Below are 25,204 nucleotides of genomic sequence, written 5' to 3'. Positions count from 1 at the left end.
GTGCTTGTCCCCTGATTAAGCGTGATGCGGGTTGGCTTTATTGGTATTGATGCCATACTTCTTGATGGCTTCGGACACCTTGGCAAGCGGCAATTGACCTTCTTCCGCCAGACCGCGCAATGCCGCCAGCACCACGAAGCGCCGGTCGATCTCGAAGTGCTCGCGCAGCTTGGAGCGGAAATCGGAGCGGCCGAAACCGTCGGTGCCCAACACCTTGAAATTGCGGCCCTTGGGTACGAAGGGGCGGATCTGGTCGCCATAGGCCTTGACGTAATCGGTCGATACGACGATGGGGCCGGAGGTGCCTTCCAATTGCTTCGTGACGTAAGGCACGGGCGCCTTTTTGTCTTCGGGGTTCAGCAGGCTGTGGCGCTCGCAATCCAGTCCGTCGCGGCGCAGCTCGGTGAAACTAGTCACGCTCCAGAGATCGGAGCCGACGCCCCAATCGTTTTCCAGCATTTCCTGGGCGGCCAGGACCTCGCGCAAAATCGTGCCCGAACCCATGAGCTGCACGCGCGGCTTCTTGGCGTCGCCCACCGACTTGAACTTGTACATCCCGCGAATGATTCCTTCTTCGTCGCCCTTCTTCAGGCCGGGCTGCGCGTAGTTTTCATTCATGACCGTGATGTAGTAATACACGCTCTCCTGGTTTTCGACCATGCGTCGCAGACCGTCCTGGATGATGACGGCCAGCTCGTGCCCGAAGGTGGGATCGTAGGAAACGCAATTCGGGATCAGGGCGGACATGATGTGACTATGGCCGTCTTCATGCTGCAGGCCTTCGCCGTTCAGGGTCGTGCGCCCCGCCGTGCCGCCCAGCAGGAAGCCGCGCGCCTGCATGTCACCCGCCGCCCAGGCCAGATCGCCGATGCGCTGGAACCCGAACATCGAGTAATAGATGTAGAACGGAATCATGATGCGGTTGTTCGTCGAATACGACGTTGCCGCGGCCATCCATGAGCTGAAGGCGCCCGCTTCGTTGATGCCTTCCTGAAGCAGCTGGCCGTTCTCGGTCTCGCGGTAGTACATGACCTGGTCTTTGTCGACCGGCGTGTACTTCTGCCCTTCCGGCGCATAAATGCCGATCTGGCGGAACAGGCCCTCCATGCCGAAAGTGCGCGACTCGTCGGCCAGGATGGGCACGACGCGCGGGCTGAGCTCCTTGTCGCGCAGAATCTGATTCAGGATGCGCACGAAAGCCTGCGTCGTGGAGATTTCACGGCCTTCGGCGGTGGGCTCCAGCACGGCCTTGAAAGCCTCCAGGGCCGGAGCATGCAAATGCTCGTCAGCCTTTTGGCGGCGATGCGGCAGATAGCCGCCCAGCGCCTTGCGGCGTTCGTGCAGGTACTTCATTTCGGGCGAGTCATCGGACGGCTTGAAATACGGCAGCTGTTCGAGCTTGTCGTCGGGGACGGGAATATTGAAGCGGTCGCGGAATTCGCGTACCGAGTCGATGTCCAGCTTCTTCTGCTGGTGGGATGGATTCTTGGCCTGGCCGACATGGCCCATACCGTAGCCCTTGATGGTCTTGGCCAGGATGACGGTGGGCTGGCCCTTGTGATCGGATGCCGACTTGAACGCCGCGTACACCTTGTAGGGATCGTGGCCGCCGCGATTCAGGCGCCAGACATCGTCGTCGCTCATGCGGCTGACCATCTCAAGCAGCTTGGGATGCTTGCCGAAGAAATTCTCGCGCACGAACTTGCCGTCGTGCGCCTTGTAGGCCTGGTATTCGCCGTCGACGGATTCTTCCATGACACGGCGCAAAATGCCTTCCTTGTCGCGCGCCAGAAGAGGATCCCAATAGCCGCCCCAGATAAGCTTGATGACATTCCAGCCGCTGCCGCGAAAATCGCCTTCGAGTTCCTGGATGATCTTGCCGTTGCCGCGCACCGGGCCATCAAGGCGCTGAAGGTTGCAGTTGATGACAAAGATCAGGTTGTCGAGCTTCTCGCGCGAGGCCAGACTGATGGCGCCCAGGGATTCGGGTTCGTCCATTTCGCCGTCGCCGCAAAACACCCAGACCTTGCGGTTGCTGGTGTCGGCAATGCCGCGCGCATGCAGGTATTTAAGGAAGCGGGCCTGATAGATCGCCATCAATGGGCCCAGCCCCATGGACACGGTGGGGAACTGCCAGAAATCCGGCATGAGCTTGGGGTGAGGATACGAAGGAAGTCCATGGCCATCGACTTCCTGGCGGAAATTGTTCAGCTGGTCTTCCGTCAGGCGGCCTTCCAGGTAAGCGCGGCCATAGATGCCGGGCGAGGAGTGTCCCTGGAAATACACCAGGTCGCCGCCGTGGCCTTCGCTTTCGGCGTGCCAGAAGTGGTTCTGGCCGCAGCCTATCATGGTGGCCAGCGAAGCGAACGACGCAATATGGCCGCCCAGATTGCCGCCGTCGGGCGGATTATGGCTGTTGGCCTTGACGACCATGGCCATTGCGTTCCAGCGCACATAGGAGCGGATGCGCTCCTCGAGCACGATGTTGCCCGGATGCGCGGGTTCCAGCCCCGGCGGTATGGTGTTGACGTAGGCGGTATTCGGCGAAAACGGAATGTGAGCTCCTGAACGCCGCGCAAGGTCGATCAGGCGCTCAAGCAGGAAGTGGGCGCGATCAGGGCCTTCGCGATCAAGCACGGCTTCGAGCGCCTCCAGCCATTCCTGGGTCTCAAGTGCTTCATCGTCCATGGCGTTTGCCGTTGTGCTGACTTGTTCAAGAGAGGACATTTACTGTCTCCTGTTTATGAAAGTGGAATCCGGATACCGGCAAGCTACCCTATAGTCACGTTATACCCGATACCGGATCGATGCGGACGTAGCTTTGTTATAAGGGTTGCGCCAGGCGAGCTTCCCAATTCTAGGAAAGACCCGCGCTATATTCAAGCAATATTTCATTTTATGATATGAGTTTTCATAATGCGAAAAATATACCAGGCTGTTACGGTCTAAAATGCGCAATGCATAGATATGCGCTAATTACAGAGACATGGCGAGCCACTCCAAAAAATCCCTGATTCCGACCACGTTTTACGATCAAGCCAATAACACCCGCCGCGGTTTCTATTGGCTAACGCCCGTTATCGTCCTGGTCCTGTATCTGTGCGTCATGGGCGTTTTCATATGGCTGCAGCAATTGCATAACGATAGCGTCATGTTCGTGACCATCGACCAGGAGACGCGGCAACAGCGCCTGATCATGGTCGTGGTCGCTCTATCGTGCGTGATCGTGCTCAGCCTGCTGGCGCTATGGCGCTATACGCGCTTCCGCACCCGGGCCGAGGCGGCGCTGATCGCCGAAACGGGCTTTCGCCGGGCCATGGAAAATTCCATGTCCACCGGCATGCGCGTATTCGACATGCATGGGCGCATCGCCTACGTAAACCCGGCTTTCTGCCGCATGATAGGCTGGAACGAGGCCGACCTTATCGGCCGCACCACTCCCTTTCCCTACTGGCTGCCGGGCCGCCATGCCCAACATCAGGAAACGCTGGACATCCTTCTGTCGGGCCGCACGCCCAGCAGCGGACTGGAAGTCGAGGCCCAGCGACGCGACGGCTCCCGCTTTACCGCGCGCATGTATGTGTCCCCGCTGCGCGACCCCAATGGGGAACAGATAGGCTGGATGACGTCCATGACGGACATCACCGAGCCCAAGCGCATACGCGAAGCGTTGACCGCCGCCCATGAGCGCTTCATGACGGTGCTCGAAGGCCTGGACGATGCCATCTCGGTGGTGGCGGACACGTCCGACGGACTGGAGCTTCTGTTCGCCAATCGCACCTACCGCCGCTTCTTCGGGGCCCAGTCCAATGGACACGGCGAGCTGCTGGGCGGCCGGCTGGGCCGCTTCACCGATGAAACGGTCGAAATATTTTCGGACTCGGCGCAGCGCTGGTTCGAGGTTCACCATCGCATCCTGGCCTGGACGGACGGCCGGCGCGTTCGCCTGCAGGTCGCCCGCGATATCACCGAACGGCGCACGCACGAAGAGGCCTCGCGGGTGCAGCAGGAAAAAATCCAGCTCACCAGCCGCCTGACCACCATGGGCGAAATGGCTTCGTCGCTGGCGCATGAGCTGAACCAGCCGCTTACCGCCATCAGCAACTACAGCATGGGTGCGGTGGCCATGCTCAAATTGGGCAATGCCAATCCGGAACGCCTGCTGGAGGCCCTGGAAAAAGCGGCCGGTCAGGCCGAGCGCGCGGGCAAGATCATCAGCCGCATACGCGAATTCGTCAAACGCAGCGAACCCCGCCGCCAGCGTGTCCCCATCAAGCGCATTATCGACAATGCCGTGGGCTTTGCCGATATCGATGCCCGCAAGCGCCAGATCGACATCGAACTGCACTTGCCCGAGCCTTTGCCCGACGTGCTGGCCGATCCCATCCTTATCGAGCAGGTATTATTGAACCTGCTCAAAAATGGCATAGAAGCCATGGAGAAAAGCGAGTACCGGGTTCTGCACCTGATCATCACCGATCAGGCCCCCCTGATCGAGATCGCGGTCATTGACCGCGGCCATGGCCTGAAAGATCCCGAGCGCCTGTTCGAACCGTTTTATAGTACAAAATCGGAAGGCCTGGGCATGGGGCTCAATATCTGCCGTACTATTATTGAATCGCACCATGGCCGCCTCTGGGCCGATCCCAACCCCGATGGGGGCACCATTTTCCGTTTCACTCTGCCCTGTGCGGGGCCACAAGCCTCGAGCACGACCGAAGACACCCAGGAGTTGCCTGCATGACTACACCTCAAGCACCGAATACCATTTTTATCGTCGATGACGACGAAGCCGTACGTGATTCCCTGCGCTGGCTGCTGGAAGCCAACGGGTACAAGGTGCGCGGCTTCAGCGGTGCGGAAGAGTTTCTGAATGCATACGAGCCCGATCAGGTCGGCGTGCTTATCGCCGACGTGCGCATGCCCGGCATGAGCGGCCTGGAATTGCAAGAAGAACTTATCGCACGCCAGGCGCCCTTGCCCATTGTGTTCATCACCGGCCACGGCGACGTGCCCATGGCCGTCTCGACCATGAAAAAAGGCGCCGTCGATTTTCTGGAAAAACCTTTCAATGAAACGGATTTGCGCACCATCGTCGCCCGCATGCTGGAACAGGCTGGCGAACGCGTAAGCCAGGCGCAAGCCCAAAGAAACCATCAGGCCGTCCTTAGCCGCCTGACCTCGCGCGAACAACAGGTGCTGGAACGCATTGTGGCCGGCCGCCTGAACAAGCAGATCGCGGGCGACCTGAACATCAGCATCAAGACGGTCGAGGCCCATCGCGCCAACATCATGGAAAAGCTTGAAGTCACCACAGTGGCCGATCTGATGAAGATCGCACTGACCAAAGAAGGTGCCGCATGACGGCACGCATCATCGACGGCAAGGCGCTTTCCGATCAGGTAAAGGCGCAAGTCAGCCAGCGCGTGGACGAACTCAAGGCGCGCGGAATCACCCCTGGCCTGGCCGTGGTGCTTGTCGGCGAAGACCCCGCTTCGCAAGTCTATGTGCGCAACAAGGCGGCTGCCTGCGAAAAGGCCGGCCTGCATTCGCGCGTCATACGCCTGGCCGCCGACATCGGCGAAGAACAGTTGCTGGACCTCGTGCGCGACCTGAATCACGACGCCTCGGTGCATGGCATATTGGTGCAGCTGCCGCTGCCCAAACACATGAATTCCAGCAAGGTCATCGAAACCATTGCCGCCGGCAAGGATGTCGATGGCTTCCACATCAGCAATGCCGGCCTGCTCATGACCGGGCAACCGCTGTTCCGGCCCTGCACGCCCTACGGCATCATGAAGATGCTGGAATCCGAGAACGTCTCGCTGTGGGGAGCGGAAGCCGTCGTGGTCGGCGCCAGCAACATCGTGGGCAAGCCCATGGCCATGCTCATGCTGGCCGCGGGCGCCACCGTCACCCTGTGCAATTCGAAGACCCGCGATCTGGGCGCCCAGACCCGGCGCGCGGACGTGCTGGTGGTGGCCACCGGCAAGCCCGGCATGGTGACCGGCGACATGATCAAGCCCGGCGCGGTCGTCATTGACGTCGGCATCAATCGCAACGAACAAGGCAAGCTGGTTGGCGATGTCGATTTCGAATCGGCGCGCAAGGTGGCAAGCGCCATCACCCCGGTACCCGGCGGCGTCGGCCCCATGACCATCGCCATGCTGCTGGTCAATACCCTGGAAGCCGCTGAGCGCAGCGCCGTGCAAGTCCCCGTAACTCAATAAGCGTAGCAATGTCCCAGAAGAACCCCCTGCTGTCCCCGATTTCGTCCCTTATCGATTACTCCGAGGTCAGGCCCGAACACATCGAGCCGGCGATCACCGCCTTGATCGACGAAACCCGGGCTGCAGTGGAGCGCAGCGCCGATCCATCCCTTCCCGACACCTGGGAAGCCATCATAGAACCGCTGGAAGACGCGTCCGAAAAACTGTGGCGCGCCTGGTCGGTGGCGGGGCACCTGAATGCCGTGGTCAACACGCCCGAGCTGCGCACTGCCTACAACCAGTGCCTGCCGCTGGTCACCGAGTTTTCCACCTGGGTCGGCCTGCACGAAGGCCTGTACGCGCAATACAAGCGCCTGGGCGCATCCGCCGGCTTCGCGCAACTGTCGCCCGTGCGCCGGCGCGTTATCGAGCTGGCATTGCGCGACTTTCGCCTGAGCGGCGTCGAACTTCAAGGTGAACAGCGTACGCGCTATGCCCGCATTTCCGACCAGCAGGCGCAAGCCTCGCAGAAGTTCTCCGAAAACGTGCTGGACTCCGTCGATCGCTGGTCCTTGCATGTGACCGATGAATCGCGCCTTGCCGGCTTGCCGGCCGATGTGGTGGGCGCGGCAAGATCGGCCGCGCAAGCCGACGAAATGGCCGGCTGGAAGCTGGTACTGAAAATGCCCTGCTATCTTCCTGTGATGCAGTATGCGCAAGATCGCTCTTTGCGCCAGGAAATGTATAAAGCCTATTCGACCGTTGCCTCCGAGCAAGGCGATCCGGCATTGGACAACTCGGCCCTTATCGAACAACTGCTGGCCTTGCGCGCCGAGGAAGCCGCCCTGCTGGGCTATACCAGCTTTGCCGACCTGCGGCTGGAAACGCGCATGGCCGATACCGCCGGGCAGGTGCTGGAATTCCTGAAGGACCTGGCCTTGAAGGCCAAGCCCTATGCGACCCGCGATCTGGCCCAACTGCAGGACTTCGCCCGCGAAAAGCTCGGCCTGAACGAGCTGGAGCCCTGGGACATCGCCTTCGCATCCGAGCGCCTGCGCGAAGAGCGCTACGCGTACTCCGAAGAGGAGATCAAGCAATACTTCACCGAGCCTCAAGTGCTGAAAGGCTTGTTCCAGGTCGTTGAAAAACTCTTCAATGTCACGCTGCGCCCAAGCGTTGCGCCAACCTGGCATCCCGATGCGCAGGCGCTGGAGGCCGTGTCGGCCGGGCAAGTGGTCGGAACCCTGTATATCGACCTGTATTCGCGTCAAGGCAAGCAAAGCGGCGCCTGGGTGGACAGCGAGCGCAATCGCCGCAAGACCGCCGGCGCGCTGCAGACTCCCGTCGTCTACCTGACCTGCAATTTTTCCAGGCCGCATAACGGCAAACCGGCGCTGCTCACTCACGACGATGTCATTACCCTGTTTCACGAAAGCGGCCACGCCCTGCACGCCCTGCTTTCGCAGGTCGATGAACCGGGCGCCTCGGCATTCGCCAGCGTCGAATGGGACGCCATCGAACTTCCGTCCCAATTCATGGAGAATTTCTGCTGGGAATGGTCCGTGGTCCAAGCCCTGTCATCCCATGCGGAAACAGGCAGTCCGCTGCCGCGCGCGCTCTACGACAAACTGCTGGCCGCCCGCAATTTCCAAAGCGGCATGCAGATGCTGCGGCAGGTGGAGTTCTCGCTATTCGACATGAGCATCCATCATCAGGCGCAGGGCTTGTCCATCCAGGCGGTGCTGGACACCTTGAACCAGGTGCGCAAGGAAGTCGCCGTGCTGTTTCCGCCTGCCTGGCATCGTTTCCCTCATAATTTCTCCCATCTGTTCGCAGGGGGCTACGGGGCCGGCTACTACAGCTACAAATGGGCCGAAGTCCTGTCCGCAGATGCCTATTCGGCCTTCGAGGAAAGCGCCGGCGCCACGCCGCCCGGCCAGCCCCGCGAGACGCTGAACGCCGCCACCGGCCAGCGTTTCCTGAAGGAGATCCTGGCCGTGGGGGGATCGCGTCCCGCCGCCGAATCGTTCCAGGCCTTCCGCGGCCGCCCGCCTTCCATCGACGCGCTGCTGCGCCATAGCGGCCTGGCCGAAGAATCGAACCTATAATGTCCTGTAGCGCTTCTGCCCGCCATTCAACGATTTAGTCCGTCATGCGTAACCTGTACCGATTTCTGCTGGGCCTGGCCTGCACCTTAGTCCTGTCGTTCGCCGCTGCGGCGCAGACCGAAACGGCCTTGCACAATGTGCGCGGCTTTCTGCCCGATCTGCGTTTCACGCTGGAAGGCGCTGGCGGAAAAGCCGTGACGCAGGACGACTTCAAGGGCAGGACGGTATTGATGTTCTTCGGCTATGCAAGCTGCCCCGATGTCTGCCCCACGACCATGGCGCAGCTGTCGCAGGTGATGGAGGAACTGGGCGACGACGCGGCCAAGGTGCGTATCCTGTTCGTCAGTGTGGATCCGCATCGCGATACGCCGGAAATCCTGCAAGCCTACGTGCGCGCTTTCGATAGCAATGCCATAGGCCTGACCGGTACGGAAAAGCAGGTGGCCGATGTGGCGCGGCGCTACCGGGTGGCTTACCAGATCGAGAAGCCCAAGGGTGACGATCCGGAGAACTACGAGGTGGCTCACAGCCGGGGGGTTTATATCTTCGACGCGCAGGGACGCGCGCGTTATCTGGCGGCGGATACGGAATCGGTGGAAGTCCTGACCGCGGGCGTGAAGACGCTGCTGGGCAAGGGTTAACGAATTTGCTTACTGGCGCGAGCGGGCGCCAGGTGCTTATGGGGGCGTGCGGCGTGCACGCCCTTTCTGTTTGAACGGCTGCTTGCTTGAGCCGCTGTTTGCCTTAGCGGCTGTTTGTTTTAGCGGCTGTTTGCTTATTTTTGACGTGCGACGGGTCTTGGGTAGCGGTCCAGCTCCACGTGACCGGTTCGGCGCCGCCGCGCCGAACACCGCATCGTCTTGCTCGTCCGCCCATACGGGCTCCCTTCGCCTACGACTCGCTCGGCCCCGTAAGTCGCCCGGCCCGCCACCCAAGGCCCATCGCACTGCATAAATTCAATGCGAATCGCCGCAGTCAACCGTATGGCCGCAGCCTTATATTGCCCGAGGCCCCAAGCGGCCCGGCAGGCGGGCCGCGCCAGGGCGAGCGCGCTACCTGTCCCGGCCAGAACCGGCCAACCGCAAAAAGGCCAAGCACGCCAAACGTCCCGACAGGCCGGGCGTTATTCTGAAATGCAGCGGACGGGGTGGCGGTGGAGGACGGCGGGCCCTTCGGGGCCGAGCGAGCGGTAGGCGAAGGGAGCCCGAATGGGCGGACGAGCCACGCTAAGCGGTGTTCGGCGCGCTGGGCGCCGAACCGGTCACGCGGGCCCAACGGCCTTCACCCCCACCCCGTCCGCGTGTACGCGAAAGACACCTACAAGAACGATATGTCCGAGAAAGCCAGCGGTAGCAAACAGTTGACGCAACCCTGATGGACAGCAAACCAGAAGCCGGCGCGTCAATTGGCGTTGACCGCCTGCTCCTCCTTGCACACATCGTGCAGCTTCGCCTCCACCTGATGCTTGGCCGCTTCCCTAAGCGCCGTCCGTAAGCCCTCCTCGACCACCGGATGATAGAACGGCATCTCCAGCATCTGAGAAACCGTCAGCTCCTGCTGCACCGCCCAGGCCAGCAAATGGGCGATGTGCTCCATGCCCGGCCCCGCCATCTCGGCCCCCAGGAATCGCCCGCCGTCCTTATGGACATAAACCCGCAACTTGCCGCGATTCTTCAGCATAACCCGCGACCGGCCCTGATTTGCAAAATCGACCTCGCCGAAAGCCACGCACTGCTTGGGCAGTTCCTTGAACCGCAAGCCGGCCTGCGCCAATTGCGGGTCCGAGAACACCACGGCCATCGGAGCGCGGCGCTTTCCGGGATTGACCTGGGGATACGAAGCGGCGTTTTCGCCCGCTATGCGTCCATCGTCGGCGGCCTCGTGCAGCAATGGCAAAATCCCGTTGACATCGCCGGCAATGAAAATGGGCGCCGACCCCAGTTGCAAGGTGGCCGCGTCGTATTCAGGCATGCCTTCCTTGTCCAGCTTGACCGTCGTATTCTCCAGGCCCAGCCCGCCGACATTGGGCCGCCGGCCAGCCGCCACCAGCAAGTAATCGTATCTCTCGGTCGCCTCCGGCTGGCCCGCCGTCTGGAAGCGCACTTCGACCTGATCGTCCACGCGGCGCACCGCGACGATCTGCGTGTTCAAACGCAAGTCCAGCTCCGACTGGAAGGCGGCCAGCGCGCTGGCCCTGACCTCCGGGTCGGTCAGTCCGCCCACGTTGCCGCTGCGGTTCACGATGCAGGTCTTGACGCCCAATCGCGCCAGTGCCTGGCCCAATTCCAATCCGATGACTCCGGCACCCACCACCATGACGCTGCGTGGAAGATCGTTCCATTCGAATACGTTGTCGTTGACGACGACGCGATCGCCCAGGATTTTGTAGGATTCGGGCACGACGGGCGACGATCCCGCAGCGATCACCACGCGGGACGCCTGGATCTCGGTGTGATCGTCGACATGCAGCACCGTATCGGAAATGAACCGCGCATGGCCGGCAATCTTGTCGCCGGCCGGCATGCCATCCACGCTTTCCAGCACGAAACCCACGAAACGATCGCGTTCGCGCTTGACCCGGTCCATGACCTGGGCCCCGTCGATGCGAATCGTGCCGTCGATATGAACGCCAAAGGGTTGCGCCGATGCCGCCGTATGCGCCGCCTCGGCCGCGGCAATAAGCAGTTTCGAGGGCATGCAGCCGACCCGGGCGCAAGTGGTGCCGTACGGCCCGCCCTCGATCAGGACAGCGTTGAGCCCTGCCGACTTGACCGCGCGATAGGCCGACAGGCCGGCGGTGCCGGCTCCGATAATTGCCACATCCGTTTTCAGCAGCTTCATTTCCAGATACTCCAGTCAAGAGGAACGGCGGCCGGCTGGGCCGCCAGTCCGTGCAAGCGATGTCGATCGGATACCGGAAGCGGCCGGCGCAGGCCGTCCGGCGGAAAAGCAGATCTAAGCGCCCTGCCACTCCGTGACGAACTGGCGATAGTCGGGACGCTGGAGCTCCGCCGGCGGATTGATAGGCGTACCGATCGAAACAAAGCCCATGAAATGGTAGTCCAGGCTATCGAAACCCAACGCTTCGCCGACCTCGTCGATGTAGGTACCCAAGCCCGTACTCCAGTATGCGGAATAACCCAGCATGTGAGCGGCATTCAGTATGTTGGTGACGGCGGCGCCGGTGGCGAGAACCCGCTCTTGTTCGGGAATCTTGGTGTTCGCATGGTCCAGCTTGCAGGCAATGGCAATCAGCAAGGGGACTTTGTCCAGCCAGCGCCGGTTGCTGGCTTCCTTCTCGGGAGTCAGGGGCAAGCCGGCCGCCTTGACGGCGTCCAGCGCCATGTCGGCCAAGCGCCCTATTGCGTCGCCGCGTATCAGGGAAAAACGCCAGGGCCGCAGTTGCCCGTGGTCGGGCGCCGACATGGCCGATTGCAGGATTTGCGCCAGCTCGCCTTCCGAAGGGCCGGGAGCCTGCACGAATTTAACGGAACGTCGGGACAGCAGGTAATCGATAGGTGCAACAACAGACATTTTCATCCTTTTCTAAGCAGCGCCTTCATGTCGCGCACGGCCTTCTCCCATCCGTCGAATACCGCGCGCGCCACGATGGCGTGTCCAATATTAAGTTCGGCTATGCCGGGCATGGCCACGATGGATTGGACATTCTCGTAATGCAGGCCATGGCCCGCATTGACACGCATTCCCATGCCCACTCCTTGCGCCACGGCGCCGCGCAAGCGCTCAAGCTCGGCATCGGCGGCCGAGGCGTTCGGCGCATCGGAATAGGCGCCGGTATGAAGCTCGATGACTGTGGCTCCGGCTCGTTGAGCAGCCTCGATCTGATCGGCTTCGGGATCGATGAACAGCGAAACCCGCACGCCCGCATCATGCAATTGGGTCACAGCTTGCTGTACGGCATCGAATTGCCCCAGAACGTCCAGCCCGCCTTCCGTGGTTAGCTCGCTGCGCTTTTCCGGCACCAGGCAAACGTCCTGTGGGCGGATCTTGCAGGCAATGCCCAGCATTTCGGCGGTTACCGCGCATTCCAGGTTCATGCGGGTACGCAAGAGCGGGCGCAATGCGATAACGTCGGCATCCTGGATATGGCGGCGGTCTTCGCGCAGGTGCAAGGTAATGACGTCCGCACCCGCATCCTCGGCCCGCAAGGCGGCCTGGATGGGATCGGGATAAGAGGTGAAGCGCTGCTGGCGCAGGGTGGCAACATGATCAATATTTACGCCCAATTCAATCATTTCGATGCACACCCCTTCGTTACCGGTAAAAAGCTTCTCCCCTATTATTACCTTTTATTGGCTCGTTGTCCCGGCAGCCTGCTGGCCGCCGGTACTGCCGGCCAGCGTATCCGCCGTGCCGGAGGGCAAGGCGGCGGCTGAATCCTGAAGCCAGCCGCCGCCCAGCGCCTTGTACAGCTCTACGCGATTCAGCAAAGAGTCCATGCCGGTCTGCAGCAGGTTGCGCTGCGTCGTATACAGATCGACTTCCGCATTCTGGACTTGCAGGAAGCTGTCTATGCCGGTTTCGTAGCGCAGTTGCGCCAGCTTGAGGCTTTCGGATGCCGAGGCCTGCAAGGAACGAAGCGCATCCAACTGACCTGAATAGGTGGCTTCCCCGGCCAGGGCGTCGGCCACTTCGCGGAATGCCGTCTGTATGGTTTTTTCGTATTGCGCGACGGCAATGTTCTTCCTGGCCTTGGCCAGATCAAGATTGCCGCTCACGCCGCCCGAAAAAATCGGCACCTGCAACTGTGGGGAAAACTGCCAGAAACGCTGGCCCGAACCGAACAGACCGCCCAATTGAGGACTGGCGAATCCCAGCAGGCCGGTGATGGAGATATTGGGGAAGAACGCCGCGCGCGCCGCACCCACATTGGCATTGGCCGATAGCAAGGCATTTTCGGCGCCAAGGATGTCGGGCCGCCGGGTCAGCAGCTCGGACGGCAGGCCCACCGGTATGGCCGCAAGCACCTGGTCGCGTCCGAAGATCGCAGGCTTGGGCAGGTCGGCCGGCGGCTGCGCGCCCAGCAGCAGATGCAAGGCATTGCGCGCCTGCGACTGCGCCCGCTGGATGCTGGCCAGATCCGCCCGCACCGTATCCAACTGCCCGCGCGCCTGATTCAAATCCAGCGCCGATGCGACGCCCGCGTCGTAGCGCGCCTGCACCAGGGACATGGTGTTTTCCCTGGATTGCAGGGTATTGCGCATCAGGACATCCAGCTGCTCGGCCGTGCGCAGGCGGAAATAGGCCTCCGCCACCTGGGACACCAGGTTGATATGCACCGTCCGGCGCGCCTGTGCCGTGGCCAGGTATTGTTGATACGCCGCTTCGGACAAGTTCTTTACGCGTCCGAAAAAATCCAGCTCGAAAGCCGTCATGCCCACGCCCGCCTGGTAGTAGCGGGTCACGCTTTCGGATTGCGCGCCGTTCATGCGCAGGTTCTCGGGGTTGCGCGTGATCTGCGCATTGCCGCCCACGCCCAGCGTGGGATAGCGGTCGCTGTCGGCGATGCCGTATTGCGCCCTGGCCTCCTGCACCCGCTCGACGGCGATGCGCATGTCGCGATTATTGGCCAGCGCCAGGCTGATCAGGGATTTCAGCCTGGGATCGCTGAAAAACTCGCTCCAGCCCAGGTCGGAGCTGGTTTGGGCATTCGGCGCAACGGTCTGGGCGCTATTCGGCCCGCTGTTGTTGACAGCGGAAGCGTCGGGATACTGGGCCGGCACCGGCGCTTCGGGACGCTCGTATTTGGGCGCCAGCGAGCATCCGGCCAGCGCCAGCATGATCAGCGCCGGCAAGGCGGCTCGATGGAAAAGGCGGTTATTCATGCTTATCCCCCGTCTTGTCGGCGTGGGGCTCCGTGTGTGAGGCAGCCTGGCGGCCGTCATCGTGTACCGCATGCGGCACATGCCCGCCCAACAGCTTGTCGGGCCTGACCTTGAACAAGGTCAGCACGACTACGAAAAAGGCGGGTACGAAAAGGACGGCCAACGGGGTAGCCGCCAGCATGCCGCCCAGAACGCCCAGGCCCACGGCATTCTGGCTGGCCGCTCCGGCTCCGGTCGCCAAGGCAAGCGGCAACACACCCAGGATGAAGGCAAAAGAAGTCATCAGGATGGGCCGGAAACGCAAGCGCGCCGCCTCAATCGTCGCGGCCATCAGGCTGGTATTGCCTGTCGCGTATAGATCCTTGGCGAACTCCACGATAAGAATCGCATTCTTGGCCGCCAGGCCTATCACCGTGATCATGCCCACCTGGAAGTACACGTCGTTGGACATGCCCATGACCGTGGTCATGGCGACGGCGCCCAACATGCCCAGCGGAACCGCAAGCATCACGGACAGCGGGATGGCCCAGCTTTCATACAAGGCAGCCAGCACCATGAATACGACCAGCACAGCCAGGCTGAGCAGGATGGCGGTCTGGCCGCCCGCCTGGATTTCCTGGTACGACAAGCCGGTCCATTCGACGCCGAATCCGGCCGGCAGTTGCTCCACCAGTTTTTCCATTTCGGCCATGGCTTCGCCCGTGGAGTAGCCCGGGCCCGCCGATCCGCCGATCCGCACGGATTCGTAGCTGTTGTAGCGCACGACCTGCACCGGACCCTGCACCCATTCGTAGGACACGAAGGACGACAAAGGCACCATCTCGCCCTGGCTGTTGCGCGCGTTGAGCTTCAACACGTCGTCGGGTTCCATGCGATGGCCCTGATCGGCCTGCACCCATACGTTCTGGACCCAGCCCTGGTTGGTGAACTTGCCGACATAGGCCGAGCCCATGGCGGTGGACACCAACTGCGCCGCTTCCGCGAAATCGACGCCCAAGGCGGCGGCCTTGTCGCGATCGATCGTCAGGCTAAGCTGCGCGCCTGGCCCAAGGCCCGTGATGCGAGTCTGGGCCAGCACCGGGCTTTGCGACGCCATTTGCAGCAACTGCTGGGAGGCGGCCATCAAGGCATCGTGTCCCATGCCGCCACGGTCCTCAAGGCGCATGTCGAAACCCGAAGCATTGCCCAGCGAGGAAATCGCCGGCGGAACAATGGAGAACACCATGGCGTCCGGCAAGCCGAACAACAACTTCTGCATGGCCTGGCCGGAAATGGCCTGAGCCGAGCTGCCAGGCCCCTTGCGTTCCGAGAAATCCTTCAAGGGAACGAAGGCGATGGCCGAATTCAGCCCGTTGCCGTTGAAGCTGAAGCCTTGGACGGTGATGATGTTGGCCACTTCCGGCAGCTTGCTGAAGTACTGCTCCACCTGTTCGATGATCTCCACGGTCCGGTTGGCGGTGGATCCCGCGGGCAGTTCTATGTTGGCGATGACATAGCCCTGGTCTTCCTCGGGCAGGAAAGACGTGGGTAGGCGCAAATACATCCAGCCCAGGGCAATGACCAGGACCAGGTACACCAGCATCATGCGTCCGCCGCGCCGCAGGCTGCGGCCCACCCAGCCCTCGTAGCCCTGCGTGGTGCGATCGAAAGAACGGTTGAACCAGCCGAAGAAACCTTTCTTGGTGGCGTGATGCCCCTTGGGTATGGGCTTGAGTATGGTTGCGCACAAGGCGGGTGTAAAGGTCAGCGCCAGCAAGGCCGAAAACAGGATGGATACCGCCATGGCCACCGAGAACTGCCGATAGATGACCCCGACCGACCCCGACATGAAGGCCAGCGGCAGGAACACAGTGGTCAGCACCAGCGTGATGCCGATGATGGCGCCGCTGATCTGGGGCATGGCTTTCTTGGTGGCCTCTTTGGGCGGCAGGCCTTCATCGGCCATGATGCGCTCGACGTTCTCCACCACCACAATGGCGTCATCGACCAGGATGCCGATGGCCAGCACCATGGCGAACATGGTCAGCACGTTGATCGAAAAGCCCAGGCCCAGCATGACGGCGAACGCACCCAGGATGGCGACAGGCACCACCAGGGCCGGAATCAGCGTATAGCGCACGTTCTGCAGGAAGACGAACATCACCACGAACACCAGGACCATGGCCTCAAGCAGGGTATGCACGACCTGCTCGATCGAGACTTCCACATAAGGAGAGGTGTCGTACGGAACGGCATAAGTGATGTTGTCGGGGAAAAACTCGGACAGCTCTTCCATCTTCGCCTTTACGCCTTCCGCCGTGGAAAGCGCGTTGGCATTGGGCGTAAGCGAGATCGCGAACGCGGCGGTGGCCTTGCCATTAAGTCGCGCGCCGAACTGATAGTTGTCGGCGCCGACCTCGACGCGGGCCACATCGCCCAGCCGCACAGTCGAACCATCGACATTGGAGCGCAGCACGATATTGCTGAATTCTTCAACAGTGGATAGCTGGCCATTCACCACGATGGGCGCGGCCACGCGCTGCGCGTCGGGGTTGGGAGGCGAACCCATGATGCCGCCGGATATCAGCACGTTCTGGCGGCCGATGGCGTTATTGACATCGGCCATGCTGAGCTTGAAGCCGGTAAGCTTGTCCGGATCCACCCAGACACGCATGGCGCGGCCCGCGGCGAACAGCTGGAACTTGCCCACCCCTGGAACGCGCGATACCGGGTTCTGGATATTGCGCGTTATATAGTCGGCCAACGCGGTTTCGCTAAGCGAACCATCGCGCGACGATACCGTGACCACCATCAGGAAGCCGGTATTGGTTTGCGACACCTTCAGGCCCTGCTGCACCACGGCGGCGGGCAGCTTGGCGGTGATGTTGGACACCCGGTTCTGGACGTCGACCTGCGCCAGGTCGGGGTTGGTTCCCGGTTTGAAGGTGACCGTAATCTCGGCCTGGCCATAGGAGTCGCTGACCGATTCGTAGTACAGCAGGCCTTTCGCGCCGTTCAATTCGTTTTCGATAACGCTGGCAACAGAACTGGCCACATCGTCGGCCGAGGCGCCGGGATAGGTGGCGTTGATCGTGATGGCGGGCGGAGCGACTTCGGGGTATTGCGAAACCGGCATGTTGGGAATGGCCAGCAAGCCGGCCAAGGTGATTCCCAGGGCTACCACCCAGGCGAAAATCGGTCGTTCAATAAAAAACTGTGGCATGTGCGCTCACTTTATAAGCATTGACGCAGCGGGCCGTCATGTCGCGGCCCGCAGGACTGAGGGAGCCTCAGCCTTGAGTGGCGGGTTTGGATGCGGATGCATCGCCCGCCGGTTTGTCTTTTGCATCGCCTTCGGACGCTGCGGGGCCGGCTTTGCCGGAGTCCGCGCCTTTATCCGCATCGGCCTGGCCCCCGGCGGCCTGAGGACCCTTCCAGGGAATGGGCTGCACCGCCGCACCCGGACGAATCTTCTGGAAACCTTCCACGACCACCATGTCGCCCGGATTCAGGCCCTTGTAGATAATGGAGCGGCCTTTCACTTGCGAGCCTATCGATACGGCGACCGGCTGCACCTTGCCTTCCTTGACGACCATCAGGCTGCTCAGGCCATCGGCCGTCCGCTGGATGGCTTGTTCCGGAACCAGCAAGGCTTTTTCGTCCACGCCCTGCTGCAGGCGCACCCGGACATACATGCCGGGCAACAGAATCTGATCGGGGTTGTCGAACTCGGCGCGCAGGTTGACCTGGCCCGTTGTCGGATCCACGCTTACGCCGGAAAACAACAGCTTGCCCAGGTGCTTGTAAGGGCTGCCGTCTTCAAGCAGCACTTGCGCGGCCGGATCGCCGGCCTGCTTCAGTATTCCTTCCGCCATCGCACGGCGCAATTGCGCCAGTTGCGTGGTCGAACGCGTGATATCCACGTAAACGCGATCGAGCTGCTGCACCGTGGCCATTTGCGTCGCGGCGCTGGCGCTGACCAGAGCGCCTTCGGTGACCAGCGATTTGCCGATGCGGCCATCGATCGGTGAAACGATCTTGGTGTAGTCCAGGTTGATATCTGCGGCCTTCAGGTTGGCCTTGGCCGCGGCAACGGCGGCCTCGGCCTGTCCGGCCTGCGCCACGGCGTTGTCGTACTCCTGGCGGCTGACCGCATTGGCCTTGATCAGCTTGGAATACCGTTGGGCAAACAGCCGGGCGGTGCGAACGTCGGCTTCGGCGTTCTTCAATTGCGCCGCCGCCTGATCGCGCGCGGCGACGTATGGAGCGGGATCGATGGTGAAGAGCAACTGCCCTTCTTTGACGTCGCTGCCCTGCTTGAAATTGATTTCGTTGACGATGCCGTTCACGCGTGCGCGAATCTGAGCGTCCTTGATCGCCTCGACCCGGCCGGGCAGCTCGACGAAAATTTCCGTCGGGGTGGGTTCGACCGTGATGACGCTGACCGGGACCTTCATCTCGCCCATGCCCTGCTGCGGTTTTTCACCGCAGGCGGCAAGAATGGCCAGGGAACAAAAGGCAATAAAGCGGACTTGCCGCCCGAACGGCAGGCGAAGGTTCGGCATTCGAGACTCCCATACGCACGCCGCCCTCTTGGGATGGCGCCTGTAATGATTCTGGTTTTTAGTAAAGCGTGAGTATAAAGGGAAATGTTGCACTACGGCAGAGTTGCAAGCAGATGTTCATATTTCAATGTGCTTCAGACCACTGCCTTGCCCGGAACCGAGCCCCGGCACAAGGCTTGCTGCCAGGGCGCAGCAGCCCCGCAATAAACAGGGCTCCTTCATTTTTTCGAAAAGGAGGTCTATATGGCCAAGCATAGATTTTCCCGCATAGTCATGATCGTGGCCGCCGCCTTCGCACTGGGCGCCTGCGCGGGGGATCCCGCTCCGCGCAGCGCGGCGCAGTACACGGATGACGCATCCATCAACACCAATGTTCAGGCTGCCGTGGTATCTGTGCCCGGGGTGCATGCGAACAACATCCAGGTAAGCACATATGAAGGCGTCGTCACCTTGCGCGGCAGCGTGGATGACCAGCTTGCGGCGCAAAACGCGGTGCAGGCCGCACGCCAGGTCGCGGGTGTGAAAAAAGTGGACTACAACATCAAGGTGGGCCAGCAGCCCTAAGCAACGGGCACCCCTATGGCCTTGCCCCGCGCGGAGCAATCCGCGGCGGGGCAAGGCCATCCATGTGCGGTGCGCTCAGATATCCTTTTCCAATTGCGGGCTTACCAACGGGTCAAAGTCCTCCCATCCGCCCTCGTCCCAACGCCCCTGCGCACGCTCCACTTCCCGCCCGCCGGCATCCTTCAGTATCCGCGCCACGTGTTTTTCATGCTCGGGCGAAGTATGGACGGCCAGCAATACCCCGGAGGCGCGCCCTTCATTCATCTTTGCGTTGACCGCCTCCTGCAGATTACGGCGCGGCCGGGATTTGCCCAGCACATACATGGCTCCGGCCAGCGAACCGATATAAGCCCCCGCGCCCGCTCCCGCCACAACAATCAGAAAAGAAGTGGAAAATGAGAAGGCGACCACCGCTCCTATCAACGCGCCGACGATGCCGACAGCGGCGGCCCCGCCGACCGCGCCGAAATGCCCTCCTTGCGAATCAGGATCGGCAGCCCTGTCGCCACCCAGCGCATAGCGGTCATGCGCTCCCGCTGGATTGACGAAGAAGGTATGCAATGCGTCGGGCGCGATACCTTCTTTGATAAGCGCCGCGGCGGCGCCCTGAGCCGAATCGAAGGTGTCGAAACGCGCGGCTACGATCAGTGACATGATCTTTCTCCGGAAAGTCAGCGGCGCCTGCTGCCGGTAAGGCAAAAGCCCGCAATGGCCCCTACCACCGCCGCCGCCCCCAGCAATCGCCAGGGATTGTTGTGCGCGTACTCGTCGGCGATCGTAGAGGCCTTTCCAATTTTCTCGGCGGCCACCCGGTTCAATCGCCCTGTCTGCTCTTTCGCCGCTTCCAGCTGTAAGCGAAGATTTTCACGTGCCGCCTCGATTTCCGCGCCGGTATACGAGGCGGTTGAACGCAGCAGTGCTTCCGTGCTGGCGATCAATTCCCGGGTGTCATAGGCAACCCGCTCTTTCTGCTTGCGCATATCCGCACGATGTTTGTCCATAATCATAGATGCTCCTTGTCAATGCCCCCGAAACGCTCGAAGCGCATGGCCGCCCTTGCGCAGGCCACTCCTTTCGCCAAGCAATCAACGTGCCGGACGGCAAAATCGCGGGGCTCCCCTTCTCATTTGGGGCGGCTGGCAGAAATTACCGATAGGGGTAATTCGTACAGCGGATGTCGGACTTATCGCTTTTCGGCTTGCGTTCCATTTTTGCCTCTGCAGCCAGATACCAGGCCCCCGCGATGAGCAAGGGCCCCAGGTAATAAACGGCTCGATACACCAGGATGGCGCCCAGTATCTGGAAGCGCGGCATGGACGGCGAAACCAGCAAGGCGATGAAAACCGATTCGATAACGCCCAGCCCTCCCGGAATATGAGCCAGGGCCCCCGCGATAGCGCTAATCAGCAAGGTGCCCAGTACCAAGGGATAGGCCACTTTTTGCTGCATCAGCACATAGATCACCGCCGCAATCAATGCCCAGTTCAGCATGCCAATGAAAATCTGGAGGCTTGCCAGGCCCAGGGAGGGAAGCTCGATTTCATGCCCCCATAGGGTCCAGGAGCGGGTATTGGAAAGACCGCAGAGAAACAGATAGGCCACTCCGGTCAGGGCCATCGCCGCGCCAATCAAGCGCAGCGCGCCATTGCCCAGCTCCCACTCGTCGGGCAGCGCCACCGCGCCGGCCGCAAACAACGCTCCGGCCAGCAACAGGTAGCCTATCCAATTAGTTGCAAGGCTTAGCGCCATCACGCGCATGACCACGCCCTGCTTCAATCCCTGCCTGGAGTACAGCCGCATGCGCAAACCGACGCCCCCCACTGGAGCGCCCAGGTTCATGGTGAAAGCGTAGCTGATAAAGCCCACCATCATCGTCCGCCACCATGCCAGGCCATGCCCGGTGTAGTATTTTCCCAGCAGATCGAAACTGCTGTAGACCGCATAGCTGGCTGCGGCGATCAATCCCGCCACCCATAAGGTCCGGCTCGGCAGCGCGCTGATGGCGCCCAGCACTTCACCCCATTCGACACGCGTTGCCGCCATGCAAAGCAGCACAACGACCAGCGCGATGAAGCTGGCGGTGGCTATCTTGCGGATACGCGGCCAATGAGCGCGCCACCAGCCCAAGCCGCCTTTCGCTCCGGCGTTCATGGCCGCTCCTCGGCCTGCTCGTCCATGGGCGCGGGAATCGACCTGAGCACCGGCTTGCGCGCAGGCAGCCACCCCGCCCAGGAAGGAAAGCGGCGCAGGAAATGGAAGACGAACACGCCGACCAACACACGCTGAATTTTCCTGCGGGGCGCCGTCTCGCGGCGCATCAACCGGCAATCGCTTTCTATGAGGGACTCGAGGCGCTGTTGCAGCATGGAGCTGAAATGCCTGTCGTTGACCAGGATATTGGCTTCCAGATTAAGCGCCAGGCTCAAGGGATCCAGATTGCTTGAGCCGACGGTGGACCATATGCCATCGACGATGGCGACTTTTCCATGCAATGGCCGCTCGCAATACTCGTAGATCTGGACGCCGCCCGATAAAAGATAGTCATACAGCATCGTGGCGACGAAACGGGCCACAGGCATGTCGGGTTCGCCCTGCAGGACAAGGCGGACCCTTACGCCGCGTTTGGCCGCATTGCGCAAGTCGCGCAGAAAGCGGTAGCCCGGGAAAAAATAGGCATTGGCAATGAGTATGTCCCGCTGCGCCGCGCGCAGGCCAACGCGGTATTGAGTCTCGATGTCGGTCTTGTGCTGGTCGTTATCGCGTACCACCAGCGCCGCCATGCTATCGCCCGGCACGGAATCCGGCGCCTTGCTCTTGCGGCGCAGCCCGCGCCATGAAAACCGCGGCCGCACCGGCTGCAGCACCTCGGCCTCGAAACGGGCTATGTCGTCCACCAGCGGGCCGCGTATCGAGACGGCGTAATCCTGTTTGGCGGTGGGGCCGTAATCGGCCAGATGATCCGCGCTGAAGTTGATGCCGCCGACGAATGCCACGACATCGTCCACCACGACGATCTTCCTGTGCAGGCGCCTGAACAGATTGGTGCGCATGCCCAAACGCCTGGGCCTGGGATCGAATACATGGAATGCGACCCCAGCGCAGGTCATGGCGTCGATGAACTGCGCGGACAGATCGGCCGAACCGTAGCCGTCGACCGTGATGTCGACGCGCACGCCGCGCCGTGCCGCTTCTATCGCGACCTGCTGCAGCCGCGCGCCCACCTCGTCTTCGAAAATGATGAAGGTTTCCACCACCACGCTGCGCTGGGCCTGGCGTATCGCGTCGAACACGGCGGGGAAAAAAGCTTCGCCGTTCTCCAGCAATTCCAGGGAATTTCCCGAGGTCCATGCGACTGCGGTCATAGCGTCAACTCCACGGCCAGGGGCGCGTGATCCGACAAGTGGGTCCAGGGCCTGGATGCCAGTGCGACAGGTTCAAAGCCCTCCACACTGCGGACATAGACCCTATCCAGCCGCAGCAGGGGAAAACGCGCCGGATAGCTGCGCGCCACCTGCCCATGCCGCTCGCGATAGACCTCCTTCAAGCCGCTGGAGCGCATCAGTGTTTTTTGCCCGCGCAATCGCCAGTCATTGAAATCCCCCGCCACAACCAACGGCGCCTCGGGAGGGATTTCCTTGATCAGGCGGCACAGGTAGGCAAGCTGGCTGCCCCGGTGTTTTTCCCGCAGCCCCAGATGCACGCAAATCGCATGTATGTCGGTATCCCTGCCCGGCGGCTTCAGGACGCAATGCAATAGGCCGCGCTTCTCGTGCCGGCCTATGGAGACATCGATATTGTTGTAACGGGTAATGGGAAATTTCGACAACACGGCATTGCCGTGATGGCCGTGAGGATAGACGGCGTTGCGCCCGTATGCATAGTCTCCCCATATCGAATCCGCCAGGAATTCATACTGGCTGGTCGCAGGCCAGCGGGCGAGCTTTTGGGCATGATGGTGATGCGCGCCCAGCACTTCCTGCAGGAAAACAATGTCGGCGTGCGTGGCACGTATGGCATCGCGCAATTCATGCAGGATGAAGCGGCGGTTGAAAACCGTAAAGCCCTTATGCGTGTTTACGGTAAGTATTTTTAGAACGAGCGGATCCTCGAGAGTCATGGGGGCCTGCGGCAGTCGACACCGCCGCTATGCAGCAAGCCCCATGCCTAAGGGCCATCACACCGGAATCTACCCCAGCAAAAGGCCGTCGTCGGACAGCTTTTCACCGCGCACGCGCTCGAACATATTCAATAGATCGGGAACATCGAGGCCCTGCCGTTCGGGGCCTGCAACGTCGAGCACGACGTTGCCCTGGTGCAGCATGACGGTGCGCTCGCCCACGTCCAGCGCCTGGCGCATGCTATGCGTGACCATCATGGTGGTAAGCCGGCTTTCCGACACGATGCGGGCGGTCAGGTCGAGCACGAATTGGGCCGTGCGCGGATCCAGCGCCGCCGTGTGCTCGTCGAGCAGCAAAATACGCGAAGGGCGCAAGGCCGCCATAAGCAGGCTGACCGCCTGCCGCTGACCACCCGAAAGCAGTCCGATGCGATCGGTCAGGCGGTTCTCCAGGCCCAGGCCCAGGATGGACAGCCGCTCGCGGAATTCATCGCGCATGGAATGCCTGACCGCCCTGGCGAAACCGCGCCGTTCGCCGCGGCTGTAGGCCAGGGCCAGGTTCTCTTCGATGGTGAGGTCTTCGCATGTTCCCGCCATGGGATCCTGGAACACCCGGGCCACCTGCTTGGCGCGTTCCCAGACCGGCTGCCGCGTGACATCCTGGTTATCGATGATGATGGTGCCGCTGTCGATGGGCAGGTCGCCCGAAACCGCATTCAGGAAGGTGGATTTGCCCGCCCCGTTTGATCCGATGACGGTCACGAACTGGCCGGCGGGGATGTCCAGCGACATGCCCCGCAAGGCACGGGTTTCAATGGGCGTGCCCGCGTTGAACGTAATGTTCAGGTTCTTTGCGCTTAACATCTCAGCGCCCTCCGTTCTTGCCGCGCAGGCGTTGTTTCAGCAATGGTATGACCAGGGCAATGGTAACCAGCACCGCCGTCACCAGATTCAGGTCTTGCGCCTTCAGGCCGATGAAGTCGACATTCAGCGCCAGGGCGATGAAGAAACGGTACAGGATGGCCCCCACGATCACCGCCAAGGTGATCACGACCAGCCTGCGCGAGGGCATGATGCTTTCGCCCACGATCACCGCCGCCAGGCCGATGACGATGGTGCCTATGCCCATGGAGATATCGGCACCGCCCTGCGATTGTGCGAACAGCGCGCCGGCCAGCGCGCACAAGGCATTGGATATGCCCATGCCGGCCAGGATCTGCCCACCGGTGGCTACTCCTTGGGAGCGCGCCATGCGGGGGTTGGAGCCGGTGGCGCGCATGGCCAGACCCGTCTTGGTGGAAAAATACCAATCCAGCGCCAGCTTGGCCGCCACGACCACGACCAGCAGGATCAGCGGACGCATGATGTAGTCGCTGATGCCTTCGGGCTGCAAGACCGTGAAAACGGTGGGGTCGGAGATCAGCGGCACATTGGGCCGGCCCATGATGCGCAGGTTGATCGAATACAAGGCGATCATCATCAGGATGCTGGCCAGCAGATCCATGATCTTCAGGCGGACATTCAGCCACCCCGTGATCATTCCGGCGACTGCGCCGGCCAGCGTGGCGATGAGCGTGGAGCTAAAGGGATCCATGCCGGCGCTGATCAGGGTGGCGGCGGTGGCCCCGCCCAGCGGGAAGCTGCCATCCACGGTCAGGTCGGGGAATCGAAGTATCCGAAAGGAGATCAGGACGCCCAAAGCCACCAGGCCAAAGATCAGCCCAATTTCCAGCGCGCCCCATAATGAATAAATAGACATGTATCTAACCGGTAAAACCAAAAAACAAACAGGCGGGCTGCTTGCAACAACCCACCT

Annotated in this window: 20 protein-coding genes; 6 read left to right on the top strand and 14 right to left on the bottom strand. The window is 61.5% G+C overall.

Going from position 1 to position 25,204, the window contains the following annotated elements:
- Nucleotides 1-15: 15 nt before the first annotated feature.
- Nucleotides 16-2,727 (bottom strand): pyruvate dehydrogenase (acetyl-transferring), homodimeric type, encoded by a 2,712-nt coding sequence (aceE, locus tag V0R37_RS07510; RefSeq protein WP_420373934.1) that lies wholly within the window; start codon nucleotides 2,725-2,727, stop codon nucleotides 16-18.
- A gap of 259 nt (nucleotides 2,728-2,986) precedes the next feature.
- Between aceE and V0R37_RS07505 the strand changes: the two genes are divergently transcribed.
- Genes V0R37_RS07505 through V0R37_RS07485 form a run of 5 tightly spaced genes read left to right on the top strand, consistent with a single transcriptional unit; the run spans nucleotide 2,987 to nucleotide 8,958 of the window.
- Nucleotides 2,987-4,744, top strand: a complete 1,758-nt coding sequence (locus V0R37_RS07505; RefSeq protein WP_420373933.1) for a PAS domain-containing sensor histidine kinase — start codon at nucleotides 2,987-2,989, stop codon at nucleotides 4,742-4,744.
- Nucleotides 4,741-5,364 carry a response regulator transcription factor gene (locus tag V0R37_RS07500; RefSeq protein WP_420373932.1) on the top strand — a complete coding sequence of 208 codons (624 nt, stop codon included), beginning with the start codon at nucleotides 4,741-4,743 and terminating at the stop codon, nucleotides 5,362-5,364. Before V0R37_RS07505 ends, V0R37_RS07500 begins: the two co-directional genes overlap by 4 nt.
- Nucleotides 5,361-6,230 (top strand): bifunctional methylenetetrahydrofolate dehydrogenase/methenyltetrahydrofolate cyclohydrolase FolD, encoded by an 870-nt coding sequence (gene folD, locus V0R37_RS07495; RefSeq protein ID WP_420373931.1) that lies wholly within the window; start codon nucleotides 5,361-5,363, stop codon nucleotides 6,228-6,230. The genes V0R37_RS07500 and folD overlap by 4 nt, the downstream gene beginning before the upstream one ends.
- Nucleotides 6,231-6,238: 8 nt before the next feature.
- Nucleotides 6,239-8,317 carry a M3 family metallopeptidase gene (locus tag V0R37_RS07490; protein WP_420373930.1) on the top strand — a complete coding sequence of 693 codons (2,079 nt, stop codon included), beginning with the start codon at nucleotides 6,239-6,241 and terminating at the stop codon, nucleotides 8,315-8,317.
- A 44-nt stretch (nucleotides 8,318-8,361) separates the two neighbouring features.
- Entirely contained in the window at nucleotides 8,362-8,958 is a 597-nt protein-coding gene (locus tag V0R37_RS07485) for an SCO family protein (RefSeq protein ID WP_420373929.1), read from the top strand.
- 760 nt (nucleotides 8,959-9,718) lie between these two features.
- Here V0R37_RS07485 and V0R37_RS07480 read toward each other — a convergent pair.
- From V0R37_RS07480 to V0R37_RS07455, 6 genes are all read right to left on the bottom strand, one after another.
- The gene (locus V0R37_RS07480; RefSeq protein WP_420373928.1) at nucleotides 9,719-11,158 is read right to left on the bottom strand and encodes a dihydrolipoyl dehydrogenase; all 1,440 of its coding nucleotides are present in this window, start codon (nucleotides 11,156-11,158) and stop codon (nucleotides 9,719-9,721) included.
- Nucleotides 11,159-11,272: 114 nt separating this feature from the next.
- Complete coding sequence (locus V0R37_RS07475) at nucleotides 11,273-11,851, bottom strand: nitroreductase family protein (protein ID WP_420373927.1); 579 nt, start codon at nucleotides 11,849-11,851, stop codon at nucleotides 11,273-11,275.
- A 2-nt stretch (nucleotides 11,852-11,853) separates the two neighbouring features.
- Complete coding sequence (locus tag V0R37_RS07470) at nucleotides 11,854-12,573, bottom strand: pyridoxine 5'-phosphate synthase (RefSeq protein WP_420373926.1); 720 nt, start codon at nucleotides 12,571-12,573, stop codon at nucleotides 11,854-11,856.
- A 54-nt stretch (nucleotides 12,574-12,627) separates the two neighbouring features.
- Nucleotides 12,628-14,163 (bottom strand): efflux transporter outer membrane subunit, encoded by a 1,536-nt coding sequence (locus tag V0R37_RS07465; protein WP_420373925.1) that lies wholly within the window; start codon nucleotides 14,161-14,163, stop codon nucleotides 12,628-12,630.
- The gene (locus V0R37_RS07460; RefSeq protein ID WP_420373924.1) at nucleotides 14,156-17,365 is read right to left on the bottom strand and encodes a multidrug efflux RND transporter permease subunit; all 3,210 of its coding nucleotides are present in this window, start codon (nucleotides 17,363-17,365) and stop codon (nucleotides 14,156-14,158) included. The genes V0R37_RS07465 and V0R37_RS07460 overlap by 8 nt, the downstream gene beginning before the upstream one ends.
- Before the next feature lie 67 nt (nucleotides 17,366-17,432).
- Nucleotides 17,433-18,707 (bottom strand): efflux RND transporter periplasmic adaptor subunit, encoded by a 1,275-nt coding sequence (locus tag V0R37_RS07455; protein WP_420373923.1) that lies wholly within the window; start codon nucleotides 18,705-18,707, stop codon nucleotides 17,433-17,435.
- A gap of 243 nt (nucleotides 18,708-18,950) precedes the next feature.
- Between V0R37_RS07455 and V0R37_RS07450 the strand changes: the two genes are divergently transcribed.
- Nucleotides 18,951-19,271: a BON domain-containing protein gene (locus V0R37_RS07450; RefSeq protein ID WP_420373922.1), complete on the top strand. Its 321-nt coding sequence runs from the start codon at nucleotides 18,951-18,953 to the stop codon at nucleotides 19,269-19,271.
- 75 nt (nucleotides 19,272-19,346) lie between these two features.
- Here the strand turns inward: V0R37_RS07450 and V0R37_RS07445 are convergent, their stop codons facing one another.
- From V0R37_RS07445 to V0R37_RS07415, 7 genes are all read right to left on the bottom strand, one after another.
- Nucleotides 19,347-19,925: a hypothetical protein gene (locus V0R37_RS07445; protein ID WP_420373921.1), complete on the bottom strand. Its 579-nt coding sequence runs from the start codon at nucleotides 19,923-19,925 to the stop codon at nucleotides 19,347-19,349.
- Nucleotides 19,926-19,942: 17 nt separating this feature from the next.
- On the bottom strand, nucleotides 19,943-20,272 hold the full coding sequence (locus V0R37_RS07440) for an ElaB/YgaM/YqjD family protein (RefSeq protein ID WP_420373920.1): 330 nt from the start codon (nucleotides 20,270-20,272) through the stop codon (nucleotides 19,943-19,945).
- A gap of 145 nt (nucleotides 20,273-20,417) precedes the next feature.
- A complete protein-coding gene (locus tag V0R37_RS07435; protein ID WP_420373919.1) occupies nucleotides 20,418-21,422 on the bottom strand; it encodes a lysylphosphatidylglycerol synthase domain-containing protein in 1,005 nt (334 codons plus the stop codon).
- Nucleotides 21,419-22,633 (bottom strand): cardiolipin synthase ClsB, encoded by a 1,215-nt coding sequence (clsB, locus tag V0R37_RS07430; protein WP_420373918.1) that lies wholly within the window; start codon nucleotides 22,631-22,633, stop codon nucleotides 21,419-21,421. Before clsB ends, V0R37_RS07435 begins: the two co-directional genes overlap by 4 nt.
- Nucleotides 22,630-23,388 carry an endonuclease/exonuclease/phosphatase family protein gene (locus V0R37_RS07425; RefSeq protein ID WP_420373917.1) on the bottom strand — a complete coding sequence of 253 codons (759 nt, stop codon included), beginning with the start codon at nucleotides 23,386-23,388 and terminating at the stop codon, nucleotides 22,630-22,632. The genes clsB and V0R37_RS07425 overlap by 4 nt, the downstream gene beginning before the upstream one ends.
- Before the next feature lie 69 nt (nucleotides 23,389-23,457).
- Complete coding sequence (locus V0R37_RS07420; protein ID WP_420373916.1) at nucleotides 23,458-24,252, bottom strand: ABC transporter ATP-binding protein; 795 nt, start codon at nucleotides 24,250-24,252, stop codon at nucleotides 23,458-23,460.
- 1 nt (nucleotide 24,253) lies between these two features.
- Complete coding sequence (locus V0R37_RS07415; RefSeq protein ID WP_420373915.1) at nucleotides 24,254-25,147, bottom strand: ABC transporter permease; 894 nt, start codon at nucleotides 25,145-25,147, stop codon at nucleotides 24,254-24,256.
- Between the last annotated feature and the right edge of the window lie 57 nt (nucleotides 25,148-25,204).

The sequence above is a fragment of the Pollutimonas rozaliensis genome (genome assembly GCF_048751585.1).
In the GTDB taxonomy this organism is placed as follows: Bacteria; Pseudomonadota; Gammaproteobacteria; order Burkholderiales; family Burkholderiaceae_B.
Note: the sequence above shows the minus strand (reverse complement) of the source record. Positions and strands in the feature narration are given on the sequence as shown.

Bases quoted from the DNA above. Each gene is read 5' to 3' on its own strand.
- V0R37_RS07445 (WP_420373921.1), bottom strand. From the start codon at position 19,925: ATGTCACTGATCGTAGCCGCGCGTTTCGACACCTTCGATTCGGCTCAG.
- clsB (WP_420373918.1), bottom strand. From the start codon at position 22,633: ATGACCGCAGTCGCATGGACCTCGGGAAATTCCCTGGAATTGCTGGAG.
- V0R37_RS07490 (WP_420373930.1), top strand. From the start codon at position 6,239: ATGTCCCAGAAGAACCCCCTGCTGTCCCCGATTTCGTCCCTTATCGAT.
- V0R37_RS07485 (WP_420373929.1), top strand. From the start codon at position 8,362: ATGCGTAACCTGTACCGATTTCTGCTGGGCCTGGCCTGCACCTTAGTC.
- V0R37_RS07500 (WP_420373932.1), top strand. From the start codon at position 4,741: ATGACTACACCTCAAGCACCGAATACCATTTTTATCGTCGATGACGAC.
- V0R37_RS07470 (WP_420373926.1), bottom strand. From the start codon at position 12,573: ATGATTGAATTGGGCGTAAATATTGATCATGTTGCCACCCTGCGCCAG.
- V0R37_RS07420 (WP_420373916.1), bottom strand. From the start codon at position 24,252: ATGTTAAGCGCAAAGAACCTGAACATTACGTTCAACGCGGGCACGCCC.
- V0R37_RS07460 (WP_420373924.1), bottom strand. From the start codon at position 17,365: ATGCCACAGTTTTTTATTGAACGACCGATTTTCGCCTGGGTGGTAGCC.
- V0R37_RS07465 (WP_420373925.1), bottom strand. From the start codon at position 14,163: ATGAATAACCGCCTTTTCCATCGAGCCGCCTTGCCGGCGCTGATCATG.
- V0R37_RS07415 (WP_420373915.1), bottom strand. From the start codon at position 25,147: ATGTCTATTTATTCATTATGGGGCGCGCTGGAAATTGGGCTGATCTTT.
- V0R37_RS07505 (WP_420373933.1), top strand. From the start codon at position 2,987: ATGGCGAGCCACTCCAAAAAATCCCTGATTCCGACCACGTTTTACGAT.
- V0R37_RS07475 (WP_420373927.1), bottom strand. From the start codon at position 11,851: ATGTCTGTTGTTGCACCTATCGATTACCTGCTGTCCCGACGTTCCGTT.
- aceE (WP_420373934.1), bottom strand. From the start codon at position 2,727: ATGTCCTCTCTTGAACAAGTCAGCACAACGGCAAACGCCATGGACGAT.
- folD (WP_420373931.1), top strand. From the start codon at position 5,361: ATGACGGCACGCATCATCGACGGCAAGGCGCTTTCCGATCAGGTAAAG.
- V0R37_RS07450 (WP_420373922.1), top strand. From the start codon at position 18,951: ATGGCCAAGCATAGATTTTCCCGCATAGTCATGATCGTGGCCGCCGCC.
- V0R37_RS07440 (WP_420373920.1), bottom strand. From the start codon at position 20,272: ATGGACAAACATCGTGCGGATATGCGCAAGCAGAAAGAGCGGGTTGCC.
- V0R37_RS07435 (WP_420373919.1), bottom strand. From the start codon at position 21,422: ATGAACGCCGGAGCGAAAGGCGGCTTGGGCTGGTGGCGCGCTCATTGG.
- V0R37_RS07425 (WP_420373917.1), bottom strand. From the start codon at position 23,388: ATGACTCTCGAGGATCCGCTCGTTCTAAAAATACTTACCGTAAACACG.
- V0R37_RS07455 (WP_420373923.1), bottom strand. From the start codon at position 18,707: ATGCCGAACCTTCGCCTGCCGTTCGGGCGGCAAGTCCGCTTTATTGCC.
- V0R37_RS07480 (WP_420373928.1), bottom strand. From the start codon at position 11,158: ATGAAGCTGCTGAAAACGGATGTGGCAATTATCGGAGCCGGCACCGCC.